The organism is Rathayibacter sp. AY1B7, assembly GCF_002932735.1.
Classification (GTDB): domain Bacteria; phylum Actinomycetota; class Actinomycetes; order Actinomycetales; family Microbacteriaceae; genus Rathayibacter.
The window spans coordinates 77,930-99,146 of record NZ_PSWK01000004.1; the positions used below are offsets into that span (position 1 = coordinate 77,930).

A 21,217-nucleotide genomic window follows, 5' to 3' on the forward strand; every position below is an offset into this window, starting at 1 on the left:
TCCGAGCAGAGCGGTCGCGCACTCCTCGCATGCCGCCTTCCGCCCCGAGGCACTGCCCCTACCGCGATGTCCCGGCGATCGGAGCGGCGTCTCGACGCACGAGCGGGCCCGACGGCACCGGGGTACTCCCGTGTCAGGAGCAGTGCGTGCTCACCCGGACGCGCACCCGCCTCCTGCCCCGACACCGCCCCGCATCCGGGACACCGCCTGCTCAGCGGTGCCCCGACGTTCGGAGCGGCGACCCACGAGCGGGCCTGCACGCATCGGCGAGGACACCGGAGAGACGGGCGGAGCGCGATCGTGGGCGCAGACGTGCGCCGGACCCCTCGGGAGTCCGGCGCACGGCCTGACGGTGATCAGCTTCCGGTGATCAGCCGGGATCAGCTCCCGGTGCGTTCACCGCGGCGTCGGAGGGTGAGGAGCATCAGACCGCCGCCGAGCAGGGCGAGCAGGCCCAGCACTCCGGCGGTCGCCGTCGCTGCGGCGTCCACTCCGGTCGAGGCGAGAGCCGGACCGCGGGGACCGTTCGACCCGGACACGGGAACGACCGCGGCGTGGGAGGGCGCCGGTCGCGGCACTGTGGTCGCGGTCGGAGTGGGCGAGGCCGTGGGCGTCGCGGTCGGCGTGGTGGTGGGAGTCGCCGTCGGAGCCACGGTGGGCGTGATCGTGGGAGTCGCCGTCGGAGCCACGGTGGGCGTGATCGTGGGAGTCGCCGTCGGAGCCACGGTGGGCGCGATCGTGGGAGTCACCGTCGGAGTGACGGTGGGCGTGACAGTCGGAGTCACCGTCGGAGTGACGGTGGGAGTCACCGTCGGCGTCACAGTCGGCATGACGGTGGGAGTCACCGTCGGGGTGACGGTGGGAGTCACGGTCGGCGTGACGGTCGGGGTGATAGTGGGCGTGACCGTCGGCGTCACGGTCGGCGTGACCGTCGGAGTCACTGTCGGCGTCACGGTCGGAGTCACGGTCGGCGTGACGGTGGGGGTCACCGTCGGAGTCACGGTCGGCGTGATGGTCGGGGTCACCGTCGGAGTGACCGTGGGCGTCACCGTCGGAGTGATCGTGGGCGTCACGGTCGGAGTGACCGTCGGCGTCACGGTGGGCGTGACCGTCGGGGTCACGGTCGGCGTGACCGTCGGAGTCACGGTCGGCGTCACGGTCGGCGTGACCGTCGGAGTCACGGTCGGCGTCACGGTCGGCGTGATGGTCGGAGTCGCCGTCGGCGACGATCCGCCGTCGGAGGGCTCGCAGCCCGGCTCGGTGAAGTCGTTGGAATCGAGCGTGACCGCTCCCGTGCGGGCCAGTGCGCGGCCCTCGACGGAGACGCCCGTCGTCACCGTGATCGAGACCGAGGCGAGCACGGAGCCCACGAAGTCCGAGTCGGTGCCGAGCGTCGCGGAGCTGCCGATCTGCCAGTAGACGTTGCAGGCCTGCGCTCCGTTGATCAGGGCCACCGTGCTCGACGACGCCGTCGTCAGCGTCGACGCGGCGCGGATCACGAAGACCGCCTCGTTGACGCCCTCGGCGTCGAGCGTGAGCGTCCCCGTCACTCCGACCGGTCCGGCCGCGGTGTAGACCCCGGGCTTCAGCGTGCTGCCGCCGATCTCGGCGTCGATCTGCGCGGTCGTCGCCTGCGAGGCGAGCTGTCCGTAGGCGGTGCCCACGTCGGCCTGGGCCTGAGCCGCCTCCGCGTCTCCGCGGTGGATCACTCCGTCCGTCCGTCCGGGCGGGAACCCGGTGACGGCGGTCAGCGGGCTGACCCCGACGCTCTGGTCCAGGACGCTCGACCCCGTGTTCGTCACGGTCGACGCGGCCAGGACCGAGTAGTCCTCCGCCGTGCCGAGGTCGGGAGCAGTGGCCGCCTGCGCCGAGACGCCGGCGAAGAGCGCGGCGCCGACGACGGCGAGGACGACACCCGTCCCGATCGCCCCTCTTCTGCGGTTCTGCCGATGACGGCGGAGCGAGGTACGAGAGGACACGTGCGGCATGAGGCCAGCGATCTGCCCACGTCAGCGTGAGCTCAACAACCCGAGGTGGGAGGCTCGAACCGTGGGTCGCGCTCCTCGCCCGCGTCTACGCCGCGACCCTGACGGGGGGCAGGATCCGCCGACGGCGTCCCCCGACCCGGGACATGGCCGCCACTGGAGTCCTCGCGCCGGTGACGGCGGACCCGGCCGGCGGAGCGGATCAGCGGTGACGCCCGCGGCACCCGAACCGGTCGGAGTGCCGTGCGTCCCGGAGCCCTCAGCCGAGAGCCGCCACCCGCTCGATCACGCCCTCGCCCAGCCGGGCGACGTACCCCTCCGGATCCGGCCCGGCCGGCGCCAGCTGCACGTGGTCGATCCCGAGCGCCGCGTACTCCTCCATCGCGCGGACGAAGCCGTCGGGGTCGCCGATCGGATCGCCGCCCCCGGTGATGGTCTTCGTGATCGTCGCGTAGTCGCGCCCGAGGTCGTCGCAGTGCCGCTTCAGCACGTCGAGCTTGTGCGCCACGTCGTCCGCGCCGGTGCCGAACAGGTTGCAGGCGTCGCCGTACTGCGCGACCAGCCGCAGCGTCTTCCTCTCGCCGCCGCCGCCGATGAGGATGGGCGGGCCGGGCTGCTGGATCGGCGCCGGGTGGTTCAGCGTCTCGGCGAGCCGGTAGTGCATCCCCTCGAACGGCCCGTCGTCGTCGCTCCACATCTGACGGCAGATCCGCAGCGTCTCCTCCAGCCGCTCGAACCGCTCCTTCAGCGGCGGGTACGGCACGCCGAGCCCGAGGTGCTCGCGCTCGTACCAGGCGGCGCCGATGCCGAGCATCGCGCGCCCGCCGGAGAGCACGTCGAGGGTGGTGACGATCTTCGCGAGCAGTCCCGGATGGCGGTACGTCACGCCGGTGACGAGGAGCCCCAGCCGCATCCGCTCCGTCCGGCCGGCGACGAAGCCGAGCGAGGTGTAGCCCTCGAGCATCGGATCCTCGCTCGTCGCGAAGTGCTCCATCTGGAAGTAGTGGTCCATCAGCGTGAACCAGGCGCAGCCGACGTCCTCGGCCGTCCGCGCGGTCGCTCCGAGGATCGGCGCGATCCCCGCGCTTCCGCCCGGAAGGGTGAAGTCCATGAAGTGAATGCCGAGCTGCACGCGCGTCTCCTGTCGTCCCGGGATGTCCAGGAGCCAGTGTGCGCCGAGCCACCGCTCAACACGCCGACGCGCCCGCCTCTGAGCGGCGTCTCATCCGTTCCGCGGCGTCTCGGCCGATCGCACCCGCCGAGGCGCGGCCGCGCTCACTCGCAGACGCGGAAGCGGTTCCGGTCGAACCCGACGACGTCGCCGACGACGAGCTGGCGCCCGCGGCGCAGATCCACTTCGCCGTTGACGGTCACCATCCCCTCGGCGACCGCCTCCTTGGCCTCGCCGCCCGAGAGGATCCCAGCGAACTTGAGGAACTGGCCCAGGCGGATCGACCCGCCGCCCAGCGGGACGTCGACGGGCTCGGGGACGGCAGCGGCACCTGTCACGTCAGACCGCCGGGATGTCGGCGAAGCGCGAGAAGTGGCCGTGGAAGCCCACGGTCACCGTGCGGGTCGGGCCGTTGCGGTGCTTGGCGACGATGAGGTCGGCCTCGCCCGCGCGCGGGTTGTCCTTCTCGTAGGCGCTCTCGCGGTGCAGGAGGATCACCATGTCGGCGTCCTGCTCGATCGAGCCGGACTCGCGGAGGTCCGAGATCGCGGGGAGCTTGTCGGCGCGCTGCTCGGGGCCTCGGTTCAGCTGCGAGAGCGCGATGACCGGCACCTGCAGCTCCTTCGCGAGGAGCTTGAGGGCACGCGAGAACTCCGAGACCTCCTGCTGGCGGCTCTCGACCTTCTTGCCGGAGGTCATCAGCTGCAGGTAGTCGATGACGACCATCTTGAGCCCGACCCGCTGCTTGAGCCGGCGGCACTTCGCCCGGATCTCGACGAGGGTCATGTTGGGCGAGTCGTCGATGTAGAGCGGCGCGTCGTTGATCCGGCCGCGGGTCGAGGCGATGGTCGTCCAGTCGCGCTGGTCGACCGTGCCCTTGCGCATGTGCTGCAGCGGCACGGACGCCTCGGCCGAGAGGAGGCGCATCGCGATCTCGCTGCGCCCCATCTCGAGGGAGAAGAAGATCGTGGCCATGTTGTGCTTGATCGCGGCGGCGCGGGCGAAGTCGAGCGCCAGCGTCGACTTTCCGAGCGCGGGGCGCGCGGCGACGATGATCATCTGCCCGGCGTGGAAGCCGTTGGTCAGGTCGTCGAGGTCGGCGAAGCCGGTGGGGACGCCGGTGAAGCTGCCGTCCTTGTGAGCGGCCGCCTCGATCTCGTCGATCGCGACGGTCACCGCGTCGGTCAGCGGGACGTAGTCCTCCGCCGTCTCGGAGCCGGTGACGTTGTAGATCTCGGCCTGCGCCGTGTTGACCAGGTCGAGCACCTCGCCCTCGCCCTGGTAGCCCATCTGCGCGATGCGGGTGCCCGCCTCGACGAGGCGGCGCAGCAGAGCGCGCTCGGCGACGATGGAGGCGTAGTAGCCAGCGTTGGCCGCGGTGGGGACCATCGAGGTGAGCGTGTGCAGGTAGTCGGCGCCGCCGGCCCGCTGCAGCTCGCCCTGCTTCGTGAGCTCGTCGGTGACCGCGATGACGTCGGTCGGCTCGCCGTGCGAGTAGAGGGCGAGGATCGCGTCGAAGACGATCTCGTGCTTGGGGATGTAGAAGTCGGTGCCCTTAACGCTCTCGACGACGTCGGCGACCGCGTCCTTCGAGAGCAGCATGCCGCCCAGCGCCGACTGCTCGGCGAGGAGGTCGTGCGGAGGGGTCCGCTCGTTCCCGCGCGACTCGCCGCGGTCTCCGCGACCGTCCCGTCCGTCCGAGCCGGGTACCGCCAGGTGCGCGATCGTCATGCCTTCGCCTCCTCCTGTCGGGTGCTGCGCGTCCGGTCGAGCCGGTGCCGGGATCCGGTCTACCAGCGACCTCCGACAGCGGCGCACGGGCGCCTGCCCGCACCCCTCGCGGGGCGCTGCGCCACCCTACGGACCGCCGCCCGCGGCACGCAAACCGCCCTGTGGAGAGAGCTGTGCAGAACCGAGGGGAAACGCCGGGCCCACTGTGGGCAACGTGTGGACAACCCTGTGGGATCAGCGGCCCTCAGCAAGTTTTTTCCTGCTCTTGACCAGGCATTTCCTGCTTTCCACAGGTGTGTGGGGAAAAGAGTCTCAAGACCACAGTGAAGGTTGGTCCCGCCGGAGGGTGTATGTGGATGGAGCTGTGGAGAACGGGAACGACGAAGGGCGGTGCGAGGGGACTCGGAAGTCCCGTCGCACCGCCCTCCGCGGCGTTCTAGCGGCCTTACTTGGCCGCGACCACCTGCAGCTTCACAGTGGCCTGGATGTCGTCGCGCAGACGCACCACGGCCTCGTGCTCGCCGACGTGCTTGATCGCGTTCGAGATGACGATCTTGCGCTTGTCGAGCTCGCCGAATCCGGCCGCCGCCACCGCGTTCGCGATATCGGAGGTCTTCACCGAGCCGAACAGGCGGCCGTCCTTGCCGGCCTTGACCGTCAGCTTCACGCGGTTGGCCTCGAGGACCTGCTTGGTGTGCTGGGCCTCTTCGATGGTCTTGTGCTCACGAGCGGCTCGCGCCGACTTGATCTGCTCGACCTGCTTCTCGCCACCGCGGGTCCACGCGACGCCGAAGCCCTGCGGGATGAGGTAGTTGCGGGCGAACCCGTTCTTCACGTCGACGACGTCGCCGGCCGAGCCGAGTCCGTCGACCTCGTGGGTCAGGATGACCTTGGACATACCGTTACCTACCTTCCGCTGCCGGCGTAGGGCAGGAGCGCCATCTCGCGGGCGTTCTTGACGGCACGGGCGATGAGGCGCTGCTCCTGAACGGAGACGCCGGTGATACGACGGGCGCGGATCTTCCCGCGCTCCGAGATGAACTTGCGGAGGGTCGCGACGTCCTTGTAGTCGATGACACCCACGCGGACCGACTTCGCGGGGGCCGCGTTCTTCGCGCCCTTGCCGCGGATCGGCTTGCGGCGGTCGCCGCTGCTCTTTCCAGCCATAGTGGTTTCCTTAGATTCTGGTTCGCCCCTGCCCCGCCGCGAGCGATCGCGGTGCGGGGGAGGCGTGATTCAGGTGAGGAGAGCGTCCGAGCCGAGGCTCAGAACGGCGTCTCGTCGTTGTAGCTGCCCGGCGTGCTCCACACGTCGCCACCGGCGGGAGCGCTCGGCGCCCACGGCTCCTCGGCCTGACCGCCACGGTTGCCGCCGACGTTGCCGGAGCCCCCCTGACCGCCGCCGCCGAAGCCGCCCTGGCCGCCGCCGATCTGACCGCCGTTGCCCTGGCCGCCACCGGCCTGGCCGCGTCCGCCTCCGCCGGAGGCGCGCGTGACCTGCGCGGTCGCGTAGCGCAGCGAGGGCCCGATCTCGTCGATCTCGAGCTCGATGCTGGTGCGCTTCTCGCCTTCCTTCGTCTCGTAGGAGCGCTGCTTCAGGCGGCCGGTCGCGATGACGCGGCTGCCCTTGGTCAGCGTTCCTGCGACGTTCTCGGCGAACTCGCGCCAGACGGAGGCGCGGAGGAACAGCGCTTCGCCGTCCTTCCAGTCGTTCGCCTGACGGTCGAAGGTGCGCGGCGTGGAGGCGATGGTGAAGTTCGCGACCGCGAGCCCGCCCTGCGTGTAGCGCAGCTCGGGGTCGGCGGTGAGGTTCCCCACCACGGTGATGATCGTCTCGCCGGCCATGAGCGCTACGCCTTGGGAGCGGCCGAGGCCTTGGCAGCCTTGCGGGCGGCCTTCTCGTCGGCGAGCTTCGCGGCGGCCGCGACCTGGGCGATGCCCTCTTCGGCCCGCAGCACCTTGGTGCGCATGACGGCCTCGGACAGCTTCAGCTGACGGTCGAGCTCGTTCGCTGCGGCGGAGGTCGACGTGAAGTCGACGACGGCGTAGATGCCCTCGGACTTCTTGTTGATCTCGTACGCCAGACGACGGCGGCCCCAGACGTCGACCTTGTCGATGGATCCACCATCGGTGCGGATGACGTTGAGGAACTTGTCGAGACTCGGAGCGACGGTGCGCTCATCGATCTCGGGGTCCAGGATGACCATGATCTCGTACTGATGCGTCACTAACCCACCTCCTTCGGACTGAACGGCCACGGTATTTCCGTGACAGGAGGGTATGTAGCATCTGCCCACTCCCGCGGACGCGAGTGCGTCTGGTCGTGGACAACCTGTACAGACTACAACAGGACCGCCGCGACGCGCCGGACGGATCCGTTCGAGGCGCACCACCCCGGGTGCAGGGCGGGGCGGGCACGCGGCCCGGCTCAGCGCCTCAGCGCGACGCCCACCATTCGCGGAGCCGCTGCGTCGCGACCTCCTCGCCGAGCGGACCCTCCTCGAGCCGCAGCTCCAGCAGGAACCGGTACGCCTGCCCGACCTCGGGGCCCGGGGCGAGGCCGAGGATCTCCATGATCCGCGTGCCGTCGAGGTCGGGGCGCTTGGAGGCGAGCTCCTCCTTCTCGGCGAGCTCCGCGATGCGCGCCTCGAGGTCGTCGTAGGCGTGCGCGAGCCGGTCGGCTTTGCGACGGTTGCGCGTGGTCACGTCGGCCCGGGTGAGGATGTGCAGCCGCTCGAGCAGGGGCCCGGCGTCGGTCACGTAGCGGCGCACCGCGGAGTCGGTCCACGCGCCGTCCGTGTACCCGAAGAAGCGCAGGTGCAGCTCGATGAGGCGGGCCACGTCCTTCGTCGTCTGGTTGTCGAACTTCAGGGCGCGCATCCGCTTGATCGCGAGCTTGGAGCCGACCAGGTCGTGGTGGTGGAAGCTCACCGCTCCGGCCGGCTCGAGCCGCCGCGTGGCCGGCTTGCCGATGTCGTGCAGGAGGGCGGCGAGCCGCAGCACGACGTCGGGCGCGGCTCCGGGGTGCCGCGACTCCTCCAGCGCGATCGCCTGCTCCAGCACGGTGAGGCTGTGGGTGTAGACGTCCTTGTGGTGGTGGTGCTCGTCCTGCTCCAGGCGCAGCGCGGGCAGCTCCGGGAGGAAGCGACCGGCCAGACCGGTGTCGACGAGCAGCTCCAGGCCGGCTCGGGGCGAGGCGGTCGCGAGGAGCTTCCGCAGCTCCTCCTGCACGCGCTCCGCCGAGACGTCGTCGATCCGGCCGGCGAGCTCGGCCATCGCCCACTCGACCTCGTCGGTGGTGCGGAAGCCGAGCTGCGAGGTGAAGCGCGCGCCGCGGAGCATCCGGAGCGGATCGTCGCCGAAGGAGAGGTCGGCGGGGGAGGGGGTGCGCAGCCGGCCGGCGAGCAGGTCCTCCACTCCTCCCGAGGGATCGACGAGGACGACCTCCGGGAGCCGCAGCGCCATCGCGTTGACCGTGAAGTCGCGCCGCACCAGGTCGCCCTCGAGCGAGTCGCCGAACTCGACCTCGGGCTTGCGGCTCACCCCGTCGTAGCTGTCGCTGCGGTAGGTCGTGATCTCGACCGTCTCGCCGGCCACGCGAGCGCCGATCGTGCCGAAGGCCCGGCCGATGTCCCAGTGCGCCTCGGCGATCGGAGCGACGATCCGCACGATGTCGTCGGGGCGTGCGGAGGTGGTGAAGTCGAGGTCGTGCACGCCGTGGCCGAGGAAGGCGTCGCGGACCGGGCCGCCGACCAGCGCGAGCTCGTGGCCCTGGGCTGCGAACGCCTCCGCCAGCCGCGCCACCGTGGGCGTCCCCGCGAGCGCGCGGAGGGTCTCGAGAGCGGTCTGGACGCTGTGCATTCGCACGATCCTAGTGGCGGGGGGTGTCCCGGCAGCGGGTGACCGTGCCAGGGGGTTACGCGGGGGAACCGCCTGCACAGCGGACGCACCGCCTGCCCCGAGGAGGGCTGCCCGTAGAATCACCCGCATGGAGGCCGAGTGAGTCCGATGCATCGGCGCGACCCCTCCCTCCGCTCCCGCCGCTCGCGGGCGGCCCTCCTCCTGCTCCGCTCGGCAGGTGCTGCCGCCCTCGCGCTCGGCCTGACCGGCGTGGCCTCCCCCGCCCTCGCGGCCCCGGTCACCGCCGCGACGGCGACCTCGACGCCCGCTCCCGGCACCGTCACCACGACCGCCGGGGCCGGCAGTGACGGCGTCCTGCGGCCCGGCCAGGACCTCGAGCTCTCGATCGCCGTGCGCAACGGCACCACCGAGGCGATCGACAGCGCCGACGTGACGGTCGCCCTCTCCTACGCCACCCTCGACACCCGCGCGGAGCTGCACGACTGGCTCGACGCCGAGGCCGACAACGACACCGACCCGGTCCGTGCGACCGCCCAGCTGCGCCTGCTGCCCTCCAGCACCGCCGAGGCCGGCCTCACCGTGCCGGTCGACCAGATCCCCTTCTCCAACGACCGGACCGCACTCGGCACCCACGCCGTCCTCGTCACGGTCACCGGTCCGGGTGGTGTCGTCTCGACCGCCCGCACGGCCGTCGAGCTGACCGACGACGCGGCGGTCCCGGAGAGAGAGACCGGGGTCAGCGTCCTCGTCCCGCTCACCGTCCCGGACACGGCCGACGGCCTGCTCTCGGCCGAGGCCCTCGCCGACTACACCGACGGCACGGGGACCCTCACCCAACAGCTCGACGCGGTCGCGGGGAAGGGCGTCACGATCGGGGTCGACCCGCGCATCCTCGCCTCGATCCGCATTCTCGGCAGCGCCGCTCCGGAGTCCGCCCTCGACTGGCTCGACCGGCTGCAGTCCGTGCCGAACGAGCGCTTCGCCCTGCCGTACGCCGACGCCGATGTCTCGGCCCAGGCGCAGGCCGGGCTCTCCGCGCTCCTCTCTCCCACCTCCTTCGAGTACGCGATCGACGACACCCGCTTCGCCGCGGTCCCCGGCACCGCCAGCCCGGCGCCCACGGTCGCCGTCGACTCCGACCAGCCGGCCGAGGACCTGCCGGCGCGTCCGAGCACCGAGTCGCTGCTCGCCTCCGACTGGAGCACCTCCCTCGGCAGCGTCGCCTGGCCCGACGAGGGCACCCTCCGCGGGTCGGACCTCGACGTCTACGCGGCCAGCGGCATGAACCGCACGGTCGTCCCCTCCTCCGGTCTCCTGCTGCCTGAGGAGGTGACCACGACCTCGCGCGCCACCGTCGGCGACTCGGACCTGGTCGTGGCCGACTCGCGCCTCACCGAGGCGTTCGACGCGGCCGCCACCGCCACCGACGACACCGAGTGGCGCGCCCGCATGTCCGAGATCGCCACCGATCTCGCCGAGGTGCAGGAGGAGGGGACCGCGCCGGACGTCGTGCTCACCCTCGGCCGCGGCTCGGCGATCGGCGCCGCGCGCCTCTCCGAGACCCTCGACGCGATCGAGTCGCTGCCCTGGGCCCGCGGAGTCGCCCTCTCCACCGCCCTCGCCGTCCCCGCGACCGAGGGCGCGAGCGTCGTCGACTCGCCGGAGTCGGAGTCGCGGCTCGACCGGGTGCGCGACCTGCTCGACGCCGGCTCCGAGGTCGAGGCGTTCTCCTCCGTGCTGCAGGAGCCGGAGCTGCTCTCGGGCAAGAGCCGCAACGACGTGCTGGCGCTGCTCTCGGTGACCTGGCGCGGAGACGGCAGCGGCTGGGGCGACGCCGTCGGCGCGGCCATGACCGAGGCCGACCGGACGCTCTCGCTGGTGTCGATCGACGCGACCGGCAGCATCCTGCAGGTCTCCCGCGACTCGAGCATCCCCGTGTACGTCCGCAACGAGCTCCCCTGGCCGATCGCCGTCCGCATCCAGGCCTCGACCTCGAACGCCGTCCTCGACATCGACGAGGAGGCGATCGAGACCACCGAGATCGACGCCCGCTCGCAGGGCCGCGTCCTCATCCCCGTGAAGGCCCGGGTCGGCAACGGCGAGACGAGCCTCGGCCTGCAGCTGACCTCGGCGCAGGGCGTCCCCATCGGCACCCCCACGGGCATGACGACCAGCGTCCGCGCCGACTGGGAGACCGTCGGCACCCTGGTCATCGGGATCGCGCTCGTCGTCGTCTTCGGAGCCGGCATCCTCCGCAACATCCGCCGTCGCCGTCGAGGCGACACCCCTGAGGACGAGGAGGACCCGAACGCCGTGCTCGAGGTCCAGCCCGATCTCGACGACCAGCGATCGGACCCGCGTGGCTAGCTTCTCCCTCGGACGCGCGAGCGCCGTCCTCGCCTCCGGCACGATGGTCTCGCGGATCCTCGGCTTCATCATGTCGATCGTCATGGCGAACACGATCGGAGCCGCGGTCGCGCCGGGCGCGGACGCCTTCACGACGGCGAACCTGCTCCCCAACACGATCTACTCGATCATCGCGGGCGGCGCTCTGAACGCCGTCCTCGTCCCGCAGATCGTGCGGGCGGGCCTCGACGCCGACGGCGGCCGCGGCTACATCAACCGCCTGCTGACCCTGGCGCTCGGCCTGCTCCTCGTGACCACGATCGCCGCCACGGTCCTCGCTCCCCTGCTCGTGCGCCTCTACGCGCCCGGCTACGGACCGGAGCAGTACCAGCTGGCCGTCGCCTTCGCGTTCTGGTGCCTGCCGCAGGTCTTCTTCTACGGCCTGTTCACGATCTTCGGCGAGGTGCTCAACGCCCGCGGCTCGTTCGGCCCCTTCACCTGGGCGCCCGTGCTGAACAACGTCGTGGTGATCGCCGGGCTCGTCGCCTTCATGGTGCTGTTCGGCGCCGATCCGGAGGGGAACCGGCCGGTCGACTCGTGGTCCCCGGCGATGGTCACCCTCCTCGGCGGGAGCGCGACGCTGGGCATCGTCGTCCAGTCGCTGTTCCTGATGCTCTTCTGGCGGAGGGTCGGCCTCAGCTACCGCCCCGACTTCCGCTTCCGGGGCGTCGGCCTCGGCACGGCCGGGCGGATGTCGCTGTGGTCGTTCGCCACGGTGCTGCTGACCATCGTCGCCGGCATCGTCGAGAGCCAGGTCTCCTCCACCGCGTCCGGCGAGGGGCCCTCGGCCGCGGCGCTGCAGAAGGCGTGGCTGATCTTCATGCTGCCCCACTCGGTCATCGCGATCTCGATCGCCATGGCGTACTTCACCAAGATGAGCGGCCACACCGCACGGGGGGAGATGAAGGAGTTCCGCTCGGACGTCTCCACCTCGCTCCGCCTGGTGCTGATGATGCTCGTCTTCGCCGCCGCCGCGATCGTCGTGGTCGCAGTGCCGTTCGGCTCCGTCTTCACCGACTCGTTCGCGGACGCGCAGGCCATCGGAGCGATCGCCGTGGCGTACGTGATCGCCCTGCCGCTGTTCTCCTCGATCGCCATCATGCAGCGCGCGTTCTACGCCCTGAGCGACGGAGCGCGGCCGTTCCTGTTCACCCTGGTGCAGGTCGTCGTGGCGGTCGCCGGGTACCTGATCGTGCTCCGGCTCCCCGCTGACCGCACCGCTGTCGGCATCGCCGCTGCGACCTCGCTCGGCATCTGCGTGCAGGCCCTCGTGGCGGCCCTCCTCCTGCGCCGCCGGCTCGGCGGCCGCGGAGGCAGGCGGATCCTCGTCAGGCTCGCGCAGTTCGTCCTCGCCGCGGTGCCCTCCGCCGCCGCCGGCTACGGCGTCCTGGTCGCCCTCGGCGGCACGCGCGCGGGCGGTTTCGCCGTCTCGAACTACGTGGAGCCGCTGCTCTCGATGGCCGCGATCGGCACCGTGATGGCGCTCGTCTACTTCGCGGTCCTCTGGTTCCTCCGGGTACCGGAGCTGCGCGCCGTCCTCGCTCCGGTGCTCCGCCGACTGGGCCGCTGATGCTGCTCCGGTAAAAGCCCGGTCAGAGGCTTTTTCTGGTTCTGCTGAGTCGACCGGACCGTAGCGCTGCCCACGCTCCCGGGCCCGCGGAATAGTGCCCGCCTAGGATGTGTTGTAGCCCACGGAGCCGCGGAACGATTCGAGCGACCGGCTCCGGGTGCTCGGCTCCCGCCCCACCCGTCACCGCTCGTACAGACCCCGAGGAGTTGCCGTGCGCGACATCGTCATCATCGGATCCGGCCCCGCCGGCTGGACCGCCGCCATCTACGCGGCGCGCGCCGAACTGCACCCGGTGGTCGTGGCCTCGTCGGTCGAGATCGGCGGCGACCTGATGAACACGACGGACGTCGAGAACTTCCCCGGCTTCCCCGACGGCGTCCTCGGCCCCGAGCTGATGACCTCGATGCAGGCGCAGGCCGAGAAGTTCGGCGCCGAGACCTTCTACGACGACGTCACCTCCCTCGATCTCGAGGGCGAGGTCAAGACCGTCCACCTCGGCTCCGGCGAGAGCATCGAGGCGAAGACCGTCATCGTCGCGACCGGATCCGCTTACCGCAAGCTGGGCCTCCACGATGAGGACCGCCTGTCGGGACATGGTGTCTCGTGGTGCGCCACCTGCGACGGCTTCTTCTTCAAGGGCAAGACCATCGCCGTCGTCGGCGGGGGCGACTCCGCCATGGAGGAGGCGACCTTCCTCACGAAGCACGCCGCGAAGGTCTATGTGATCCACCGCAAGGACTCGCTCCGCGCCTCGAAGGTCATGCAGAAGCGCGCCTTCGACAACGACAGGATCGAGTTCATCTGGAACGCCGAGGTCACCGGCATCACCGGCGAGAACCACGTCGACGGCGTGAAGCTGCGCGACACGGTCGACGGCACCGAGTCCCACCTCGACCTCGACGGCCTGTTCATCGCGATCGGCAACGACCCGCGCACGCACGTCGTGCACGGCAAGCTCGACCTCACCACCGAGGGCACCATCTCGGTGGTCGGCCGCTCCTCCCAGACCTCCGTTCCCGGCGTCTTCGCCGCCGGCGACGTGATCGACCCGACCTACCGTCAGGCCGTCACCGCCGCGGCATCCGGAACGGTCGCCGCCCTCGACGCGGAGCACTACCTCGCTTCGCTCGCCGATGGCACCGCCCACACCGAAGGCTCACCCCGGGCCGAGCTCATCACCCGCTGACCGTCCGGTCATCGCACATCGGAGCCGGCAGCCCGCCGACTCGTAAAGGAGAGAACACCATGTCCACCGCGAAGAGCGTCACCGACGCATCGTTCCAGTCCGACGTCCTCGACTCCGAGAAGACCGTCCTGGTCGACTTCTGGGCCGAGTGGTGCGGCCCCTGCCGCATGGTCGCGCCGATCCTCGACCAGATCTCGGCCGAGCACGGCGACAAGATCGAGATCGTCAAGCTGAACGTCGACGAGAACCCGCAGACCGCCGCGAAGTACCAGATCACGTCGATCCCGGCGATGAAGGTGTACCAGAAGGGTGAGGTCGTGAAGACCGTCATCGGCGCCAAGCCGAAGCCGGCCCTCGAGGCCGACCTGGCCGCGTTCCTCTGAGTTCGCACTCCTGACCGCCCTGCGGTCTCCGAGAGCCCCTGTCACGTCGTGACGGGTGCTCTCCTCGTGCAGGGCTGTTTCACGTGAAACAGCCCTGCTTTGGCGCAGGCCACGATCCCTGCAGTGGCGCCCGACCGCCCCGCCGCAGCACAGGACCGGCCGGTACTGTGGATCCACCCGGCTCCGGCCGGAGAGACCCTGTCCACCGAGCGAAGCGGAACCATCGTGACCAACCGCGGCACCAACCTCGACCCCTGGTACAACTCCTACGCGGAGCGCACGGCCGGTCTGGCCGCCAGCGAGGTCCGAGCCCTGTTCGCCGTCGCGTCACGCCCCGAAGTGGTCTCGCTCGCCGGCGGCATGCCGTTCGTGTCCGCGCTCCCCCAGGACCTGGTCACCGGCGCCATCGACACCGTGATGCGGGAGCAGGGACCCGTCGCGCTGCAGTACGGGTCGGGGCAGGGCGTCCCCGTCCTGCGCGAGCAGATCCTCGACGTCATGGCTCTTGAGGGCATCTCCGCCAGCGCGGACGACATCGTGGTCACCACGGGCTCTCAGCACGCCCTGGAGCTCGTCTCGAAGCTGTTCCTGGACCCGGGGGATGTCGTCCTCTCCGAGGGCCCCAGCTACGTCACGGCGATGGTCATCTTCCGGTCGTACCAGGCCGAAGTCGAGCACGTCCCCATGGACGAGCACGGGCTCATCCCCGCGGCCCTCCGCGAGCACATCGCCCGCGTGCGCGCCGCCGGGAAGACGATCAAGTTCCTGTACACGATCCCCACCTTCCACAACCCCGCAGGCGTGACCCTCAGCTGGGAGCGCCGCGTCGAGATCCTCGAGATCTGCAAGTCCGAGGGAATCCTCGTGCTCGAGGACAACCCCTACGGCCTCCTCTACTTCGAGGATGTCCCGCCGAAGGCGATGCGCTCGCTGGAGGAGGACGGGGTGATCTACCTCGGGACGTTCTCGAAGACGCTCGCTCCCGGCTTCCGGGTGGGCTGGGCTCTCGCTCCGCACGCGATCCGCGAGCGGCTGATCCTCGCCAACGAGGCGGCCGTCCTCAGTCCGTCGTCCTTCAGCCAGCTGGTCATCTCGAAGTACCTCGAGACGGCCGACTGGCGCGGACAGATCGACACCTTCCGCGGCGTCTACCGCGAGCGGAAGGAAGCGATGCTGAAGGGCCTGCAGACCCATCTGCCCGGCCTCAGCTGGACGAACCCGAACGGCGGCTTCTACGTCTGGGTCACGCTGCCCGAGGAGCTCGACTCCAAGGCGATGCTGCCGCGCGCAGTGAAGGAGCTCGTCGCGTACACGCCGGGCACTGCGTTCTACGGTAACGGAGACGGACGTCAGAACATCCGCCTCTCGTTCTGCTACCCGACGCCGGAGCGCATCGGTGACGGCATCCGCCGCCTCGCCACGGTCATCAACGGGGAGCTCGATCTGCTGTCGACCTTCGCGGGCACGGGCCGGCTGAGCAGCGCCGACGCGAGCAAGCGTGACGCCGTCCTGCCGCCGAACGTCTCCTGACACCGCTCCTTCGATAAGAAAGCCCTGGTCATGACCGATTTCTCTGTGCTCGACCGTACACTCGACATCGTCGTCATCAGCGGTGGCATCAGCCACGAGCGCGACGTCTCCTTGCGGTCGGGCCGTCGCGTGGCGGATCGTCTCTCCGCGATGGGCCACCGCGTCTCCCTGCACGAACCGGACGCCGGCCTCCTCTCGACGCTCCTGCAGAAGCGTCCGGACGTCGTCTGGCCCGCGGTGCACGGGGCGAGCGGTGAGGACGGTGCGCTCCTCGGGCTCCTCGAGGCGGCTGGCTTCGCCTACGTCGGCTCGCAGACGGACGCGGCGCGCCTGGCCTGGTTCAAGCCGACCGCGAAGACGCTCGTCGCTCGCGCGGGCTTCTCGACCCCGAGCTCCGTCACCCTCCCCCGCGAGACCTTCCGCGAGCTCGGAGCCGCCGGGATTCTGGAGCAGGTCGAGGCGCACCTGCCGGGCTCCCTCGTGGTGAAGCCCGCTCAGGGCGGTTCGGCCCAGGGCGTCAGCATCGTGACGGAGTCGTCGCAGCTCCCGCGAGCGATGGTCGAGGCGTACACCTATGGCGACGTCGTGCTCATCGAACAGCAGATCCAGGGGACCGAGGTCTCCGTCGGTGTTCTCGACCTCGGTGACGGTCCTTTCGCCCTGCCGCCTGTCGAGATCGCACCCGTCGCGGGCCAGTACACATTCGAGGCGCGCTACAACGCGGGGGAGACGCACTTCTACACGCCGGCACGGATCTCGCCGGAGATCACGGAGGAGGTGTCCCGCGTGGCCGTCGCGATCCACGAACTGCTGGGACTCCGCCACCTGTCGCGGCTCGACTTCATCATCGACGACGCCGGACTCCCCTGGTTCTTCGACGCGAACGTCCTTCCCGGAATGACCGAGACCTCACTCGTTCCCCAGGCCATTGAGGCATCCGGCCGCTACCTCGGCGACGTCTACTCCACCCTCGCGAAGCTCGCCGCCTCCTGACCTCCACCGTTTCACGTGAAACGGTCCGCTACGCGTACGCTCCTGATCACGTGGCTGCTGAGTTCTGAACACTGCTCGAATCAATGCCAGACGAGTAATTGCGTCGCGGCCGATCAGGACCCTCTATCGCCGCCTTCTCCCTACAATGCGGGTCGAGTAGCCACTCAATAACGGTTCCACGTCTTCATCTGCAGACCAGTAGTGCCAACTCGGGGAAGAACCCGAGGCCGCGCATCGACTCCCACCAACGTTAGACATCTGTCGCCGCGCCGGTCGATTATCCGCAGATCAGCGTGCTACATCCCGCCCCCGCCGCCACCTTTTCACCAGGCTCGCGGGTATCCATCGCCACCTGGTCCTCGTCATCATGCTGGTCGAGTAGACGCATTGCCGCGTATCGAGAACCGGCCACCCCCAGTGGGTCCCTGGCGGGCGTTGCCTGGAGCGATGTATCCACGCCCACTGTCTGGCCATATCCGCAGACATACCGGTGAAGAGCAGTAGTGCGTCGAATCGAGGCTCACCACGATTGCCACCCGCGCCATCTCTGGGGAGACACAACATGGTCGATCGACGCTGATCGACACCAGGCACCCGTCGCCATGCTGGTCGAGTAGCCACTACGCGACGTACCGAGACCCACGGCCCGAAGGGACCCCTTTAGCTTGGTTCTCCGACCTCAACTTCGCCTCGGGGGGGTGGTGTCTCTATTCCGCTGGTCAGGCGAGAAATCTCTTTCGAGCATTGCGGTCGAGTCGGTCCCACGATGATCCGCATGGGCGTCCAATGTTCTCGGCAGGGGCGTTTCACGTGAAACGCTTCCGCAGCCGTTGAGCAACTTCGATCCGAAATGTTGCGCCCGGTGGAGCGAGTCGAGCCAATGAGGGCCTCCTCTCCTACATGACAAATTCGTAGCTCTTCAATGGCTAGGCCGCCCTAGAGCGGACCGTCTCACGTGAAACGGCCCTTCCATCATCTCTTTCAGTGCTCTCTGGGGGCGACCGCCGACGGGGTCCTCCTTCAAATCTCGGCGAACCCACTCATCACATCTGCATCGATCCGCGAGGACGAAGCGATACTGCATTTCGTCTAAATGTGCCCCCCGGCCGGCCAATTTCTGGAGGCTCAGGAAGCACTCCTCACCGGCTACTTGCGATGCACGGACAGCCGAGGTGATCCTCATCTCGGCGGCCAACGTAGGAATGTTTCACGTGAAACATTGCGCACGCGAATATCGGCGACCATGACGTCGCCCTGGGCAGCGGAGAGCGCCACCGAGTACGACCCGCCCAGGCACCCGTCCTGCGCCCGCCAGCGAGTCACCGAAAGCGACATGAACTCCGGAGGTCAACGAGGTCTGAACTCAGCTAACCCTAGATCCGGCGCTCCACGCCTACTCAACCGCCATATAGGCGCATCGTGAGCTGCTCTATCCAGAGATCAATGCCCCAGATACCCGGCGATCGTCACCGATCGGCAATACCAGCCGTATTCTCGACCAGGACCGGAGTAAGCAGCGCCCCGCAGAACCCGGAACCACTTCATCGGACGGTACCGGTCAGAAGGGCCTATCAATCAGAGAGAGGACGACAACCGAGAATCCTCAGCTCACAAGGCATCTCGAAGATCGCCCCAAGCGTGCTGATCTGCGATCGCGGTGCCGACGAGGGGAGCGGATACCGCCACATCGGCGATTGCGGCCAAGAACACAGCGCGAGCACGCGCACGCCAGCCGCACGGCGAATCAGTGGCGGCCGCTAGGCCGGCCCTCTACGGAGCGAGCGACACCTCGGTCGGCTCCCCGATCTCGGCGAGGATGCGGTTCAAGTCCTGGATGGTCGCGAAGTCGATGACCATCTGACCCTTACGAGCGCCCAGGGTGACCTTGACGCGCGTGTTCAACCGGTCGCCGAGGTGATCCGCGATCGACGAGAGGTGTCCGGAGTGCCCGCCCTGCTCCTCCACCACGGGACGCACGGTCGTCCGCGGCGCCTTCATCAGCGCGGCGGCAGACTCGGCGGCACGGACGGACAGGTCCTCGTTGACGATCTTGTCGGCCAGGCGGCGCATCATCCCGACGTCGTCGAGCGACAGAACCGCACGCGCGTGTCCCGCGGTCAGGACGCCGGCAGCGACACGGGCCTGCACGTCAGCCGGGAGGCGCAGAAGACGGAGTGTGTTCGAGATCTGCGGCCGCGAACGTCCGAGCCGCGTCGCCAGGGCCTCCTGGGTGATCCCGAAGTCGCTGAGGAGCTGCTGGTACGCGGACGCCTCCTCGAGAGGGTTGAGGTCGGCGCGGTGCAGGTTCTCCAGCAGCGCGTCGCGGAGCATGTTCTCATCGGCCGTGTCCTTGACGACCGCGGGGATGGTGGTCAGTCCCGCTGCCTTCGAGGCGCGGAACCGGCGCTCACCCATGACGAGCTCGTACTTCGCTCCGCCGCGAGCCGTCACGGGCCGGACGACGATCGGCTGCAGCACCCCGAACTCGCGGATGCTGTGGACGAGCTCCGCGAGGTCGTCCTCGTCGAACACCGACCGCGGCTGCGCCGTGTTGGGGGTGATGTCGGCGAGGGGGAGTCGCGCCAAGCGCGCTCCGGGGACCTCGAGGAGCTCCTCGGCACGGGCCGAATCGCCGACCTGATCAGGGAAGAAGACGTCGACGGGCCGGGAGCGCGACTCGTCGCTGGTCGGGATGAGCGAGCCGATCCCCCGGCCGAGTCCCGTGCGCTTGGTCGCCATCAGCGTGCCTCTCCTTCGTGTGCCGTCTCGGGTGTCTTCCGGGCTCCGCGTCGTGCGATCTCCGCGGCCGCCTCCAGATACGCCAGCGAACCGGACGACTGCGGGTCGTAGCTGATCACGCTCTGTCCGTAGCTCGGCGCCTCCGAGATCCTCACGTTGCGCGGGATCACCGCGCGCAGCACCTCCTTCGGGAAGTGCTCTCGGACATCCGCTGCCACCTGCTGGGAGAGGTTCGTGCGGCCGTCGTACATCGTCAGGAGGATCGTCGAGACACCGAGGTTCGGATTGAGGTGCCGCTCGATCAAGTCGATGTTCTTGAGCAGCTGGCTGAGCCCTTCGAGCGCGTAGTACTCGCACTGGATCGGGATGAGCACCTCGCGAGCGGCGACGAACGCGTTGATGGTCAGCAGACCGAGCGACGGCGGGCAGTCGATGAAGACGTAGTCGAACGGCTCGTCCATGGTGTCGAGCATGCGGTCGAGCGCACGCCGAAGACGCTGCTCGCGTGCGACGAGCGAGACCAGCTCGATCTCGGCGCCGGCCAGGTGGATGGTCGCCGGCACACCGTAGAGCGAGGCGAACTCCGGGCTCTTCTGCACGACGTCCGCGAGGGGAGTGTCGTTGACGATCACGTCGTACACGCTGGCCGTCTCGGCGCGGTGCTCGATGCCCAGGGCCGTCGACGCGTTACCCTGCGGATCGAGGTCGATGACGAGCACCTTCGCCTCACCGCGGGCGAGCCCGGCGGCGAGGTTGACGGTCGTCGTCGTCTTGCCGACGCCGCCCTTCTGGTTCGAGATCGTGATGACGCGCGTCGACTCGGGCTTGGGCAGCGGCTGGGCGTTCAGCAGTGCGCGCCGACGGGTCATGTCCGCGATCTCCCGGGCCAGGGGAGTCGAGGAGTCGAAGCCTCCGGTCAGACCGGCGGAATCGGTTTGTTTCACGTGAAACCTTCGCTCAGCGAGTGGGACGGACAGCAGCACCGAGGAGTCGACGGACGAGGAGTCGGGGGCTCACTGCGGCGTCGTGGCGATCAACCCACTGTAGCCCGGACGACCCTCGTCACCTCGGAGAGCACGCCGTCGCCGAGCACGACGACCTCGGGCGGGGAGAGCCGGAAACGACGGATCTGCTTGGCCGCCGCCTCGATCTCCTTCTCGGCGTTGATGCCCTTCAGCAGGACCAGCTCGCCTCCGGGCCGCAGCAGCGGCGCGGTCAGCGGGATCAGCTTCGAGAGGGCGCTGACCGCCCGAGCGGTCACCTGGTCGAGAGGCTCCGCGAGCTCCGCCTCTTCAGCACGCGCTCGAAGAACTGAGACATTCTCGAGTCCGAGTCCGTCCACCTGCTCCTGAAGCCAGACGACGCGACGCTCCATCGGCTCGATGAGCACGAAGCGGACATCCGGCCGCACGATGGCCAGGACGAGCCCGGGAAGGCCCGCGCCACTGCCGACATCACCGACCAGTCCCGGACGCAGGAGAGGCGCCACCAGGGCGCTGTTGAGCACGTGCCGCGTCCAGAGCCGGGGGAGCTCCAGCGGCCCGATCAGGCCGCGCTCCTCGCCCTGGTCGGCGAGAGCCTCCGTGAAGCGCCGCAGAAGGGGCAGGCGGTCGCCGGCGATCGCCGCAGCGGCTGAGGGCTCGGCCTCGAGGGTCGACTCCAC

The 21,217-nt window shown here is 69.5% G+C and carries 18 protein-coding genes; 6 read left to right on the forward strand and 12 right to left on the reverse strand.

The features are described 5' to 3' along the window. Nucleotides 1–380: 380 nt before the first annotated feature. The 9 genes from C5C95_RS17785 to C5C95_RS03695 all read right to left on the reverse strand — a co-directional run bounded on the left by C5C95_RS17785 (nt 381) and on the right by C5C95_RS03695 (nt 8,747). Nucleotides 381–1,979 carry an ice-binding family protein gene (locus C5C95_RS17785; RefSeq protein WP_258072613.1) on the reverse strand — a complete coding sequence of 533 codons (1,599 nt, stop codon included), beginning with the start codon at nt 1,977–1,979 and terminating at the stop codon, nt 381–383. Nucleotides 1,980–2,244: 265 nt separating this feature from the next. Beyond that, the gene (locus tag C5C95_RS03660; protein WP_181074515.1) at nt 2,245–3,117 is read right to left on the reverse strand and encodes an LLM class F420-dependent oxidoreductase; all 873 of its coding nucleotides are present in this window, start codon (nt 3,115–3,117) and stop codon (nt 2,245–2,247) included. 143 nt (nt 3,118–3,260) lie between these two features. Beyond that, nucleotides 3,261–3,494 (reverse strand): RNA-binding S4 domain-containing protein, encoded by a 234-nt coding sequence (locus tag C5C95_RS03665; protein WP_104268809.1) that lies wholly within the window; start codon nt 3,492–3,494, stop codon nt 3,261–3,263. 1 nt (nt 3,495) lies between these two features. Further along, nucleotides 3,496–4,887, reverse strand: coding sequence for a replicative DNA helicase (gene dnaB / locus C5C95_RS03670; protein ID WP_104225797.1), 1,392 nt, complete (start codon nt 4,885–4,887; stop codon nt 3,496–3,498). Between the two features lie 445 nt (nt 4,888–5,332). Further along, entirely contained in the window at nt 5,333–5,785 is a 453-nt protein-coding gene (rplI, locus tag C5C95_RS03675; protein ID WP_104222692.1) for a 50S ribosomal protein L9, read from the reverse strand. A gap of 8 nt (nt 5,786–5,793) precedes the next feature. Next, nucleotides 5,794–6,054 carry a 30S ribosomal protein S18 gene (gene rpsR / locus C5C95_RS03680; RefSeq protein ID WP_055784551.1) on the reverse strand — a complete coding sequence of 87 codons (261 nt, stop codon included), beginning with the start codon at nt 6,052–6,054 and terminating at the stop codon, nt 5,794–5,796. Nucleotides 6,055–6,152: 98 nt separating this feature from the next. Further along, a complete protein-coding gene (locus C5C95_RS03685; protein ID WP_104323839.1) occupies nt 6,153–6,731 on the reverse strand; it encodes a single-stranded DNA-binding protein in 579 nt (192 codons plus the stop codon). A gap of 5 nt (nt 6,732–6,736) precedes the next feature. Next, nucleotides 6,737–7,114, reverse strand: coding sequence for a 30S ribosomal protein S6 (gene rpsF, locus C5C95_RS03690; RefSeq protein ID WP_068207796.1), 378 nt, complete (start codon nt 7,112–7,114; stop codon nt 6,737–6,739). 208 nt (nt 7,115–7,322) lie between these two features. Next, nucleotides 7,323–8,747, reverse strand: coding sequence for a CCA tRNA nucleotidyltransferase (locus C5C95_RS03695; RefSeq protein ID WP_104225796.1), 1,425 nt, complete (start codon nt 8,745–8,747; stop codon nt 7,323–7,325). Nucleotides 8,748–8,894: 147 nt separating this feature from the next. Between C5C95_RS03695 and C5C95_RS03700 the strand changes: the two genes are divergently transcribed. The 6 genes from C5C95_RS03700 to C5C95_RS03725 all read left to right on the forward strand — a co-directional run bounded on the left by C5C95_RS03700 (nt 8,895) and on the right by C5C95_RS03725 (nt 16,815). Beyond that, on the forward strand, nt 8,895–11,114 hold the full coding sequence (locus tag C5C95_RS03700; RefSeq protein ID WP_104323840.1) for a DUF6049 family protein: 2,220 nt from the start codon (nt 8,895–8,897) through the stop codon (nt 11,112–11,114). Next, complete coding sequence (murJ, locus tag C5C95_RS03705) at nt 11,107–12,723, forward strand: murein biosynthesis integral membrane protein MurJ (protein ID WP_258072614.1); 1,617 nt, start codon at nt 11,107–11,109, stop codon at nt 12,721–12,723. The genes C5C95_RS03700 and murJ overlap by 8 nt, the downstream gene beginning before the upstream one ends. Nucleotides 12,724–12,934: 211 nt before the next feature. After that, on the forward strand, nt 12,935–13,909 hold the full coding sequence (gene trxB / locus C5C95_RS03710; protein ID WP_104323841.1) for a thioredoxin-disulfide reductase: 975 nt from the start codon (nt 12,935–12,937) through the stop codon (nt 13,907–13,909). Nucleotides 13,910–13,968: 59 nt separating this feature from the next. Then, the gene (gene trxA, locus C5C95_RS03715; RefSeq protein WP_104222687.1) at nt 13,969–14,292 is read left to right on the forward strand and encodes a thioredoxin; all 324 of its coding nucleotides are present in this window, start codon (nt 13,969–13,971) and stop codon (nt 14,290–14,292) included. A gap of 198 nt (nt 14,293–14,490) precedes the next feature. Then, nucleotides 14,491–15,822, forward strand: a complete 1,332-nt coding sequence (locus C5C95_RS03720; RefSeq protein WP_374952920.1) for a PLP-dependent aminotransferase family protein — start codon at nt 14,491–14,493, stop codon at nt 15,820–15,822. A 30-nt stretch (nt 15,823–15,852) separates the two neighbouring features. Continuing rightward, entirely contained in the window at nt 15,853–16,815 is a 963-nt protein-coding gene (locus tag C5C95_RS03725) for an ATP-grasp domain-containing protein (RefSeq protein ID WP_104225792.1), read from the forward strand. A gap of 1,770 nt (nt 16,816–18,585) precedes the next feature. Here the strand turns inward: C5C95_RS03725 and C5C95_RS03730 are convergent. The 3 genes from C5C95_RS03730 to rsmG all read right to left on the reverse strand — a co-directional run bounded on the left by C5C95_RS03730 (nt 18,586) and on the right by rsmG (nt 21,217). Beyond that, entirely contained in the window at nt 18,586–19,554 is a 969-nt protein-coding gene (locus tag C5C95_RS03730) for a ParB/RepB/Spo0J family partition protein (RefSeq protein WP_104225791.1), read from the reverse strand. Beyond that, a complete protein-coding gene (locus C5C95_RS03735; protein ID WP_104247021.1) occupies nt 19,554–20,423 on the reverse strand; it encodes a ParA family protein in 870 nt (289 codons plus the stop codon). The genes C5C95_RS03730 and C5C95_RS03735 overlap by 1 nt, the downstream gene beginning before the upstream one ends. Before the next feature lie 164 nt (nt 20,424–20,587). Beyond that, a complete protein-coding gene (rsmG, locus tag C5C95_RS03740; protein ID WP_104323842.1) occupies nt 20,588–21,217 on the reverse strand; it encodes a 16S rRNA (guanine(527)-N(7))-methyltransferase RsmG in 630 nt (209 codons plus the stop codon).